Below are 580 nucleotides of genomic sequence, written 5' to 3' on the forward strand. Positions count from 1 at the left end.
GAAAGGATTAAGTGATTATTTGGAATCCCTTAAAAATCCAGAGCAAGACGGTGAGGTTTCAGATGCTTCTTTAAAAGTGACTTACCTCACTATTGTTATTGATAATATTAGAAATAACAATCAAGCAATTAGGCGAAATTCCTCCCTATTGGTTCTGGCTTTATCAATTTATTTTCTGCTCTTATATGATGTTATTGGGAAACTAAATGCGTCTGTTATTGAAATATCCGATAAGAGTATATTATTGAATGGGATTGCAGTGTTTTTTAGTTATCTGTACTTGGTTAATGTAGTTAGATGGTATCATAACAATGACCTTCGTATTAAATTTGACGAAATAAGTCGGGAGTTATTTAACCTGGGAATTCTTAGTAATACCAGTAAAATTATTAAACCGTTCAATATACTATTCCACACATTAGATTTTCAATCAGAGAAAAACGATCTGAGCATATGGCTTAGATTACCTAGTCTTACAGCTCAAGCATTAGTTTTATTTGGGCCTGCAATAATTCAAAGCTATTTTATTTATAATCTCTTTGCGTTAAATACTCCAGATTTTTTCTCTATAGTAGCTATT

1 protein-coding gene is annotated in these 580 nt (G+C 31.4%); it reads left to right on the plus strand.

Going from position 1 to position 580, the window contains the following annotated elements; translation table 11 throughout:
• A partial coding sequence (locus RM529_RS17720) for a hypothetical protein (protein WP_311486053.1) occupies window positions 1-580 on the plus strand: 580 nt, incomplete at both ends.

This window comes from Autumnicola edwardsiae (assembly GCF_031846505.1).
GTDB lineage: Bacteria > Bacteroidota > Bacteroidia > Flavobacteriales > Flavobacteriaceae > Autumnicola > Autumnicola edwardsiae.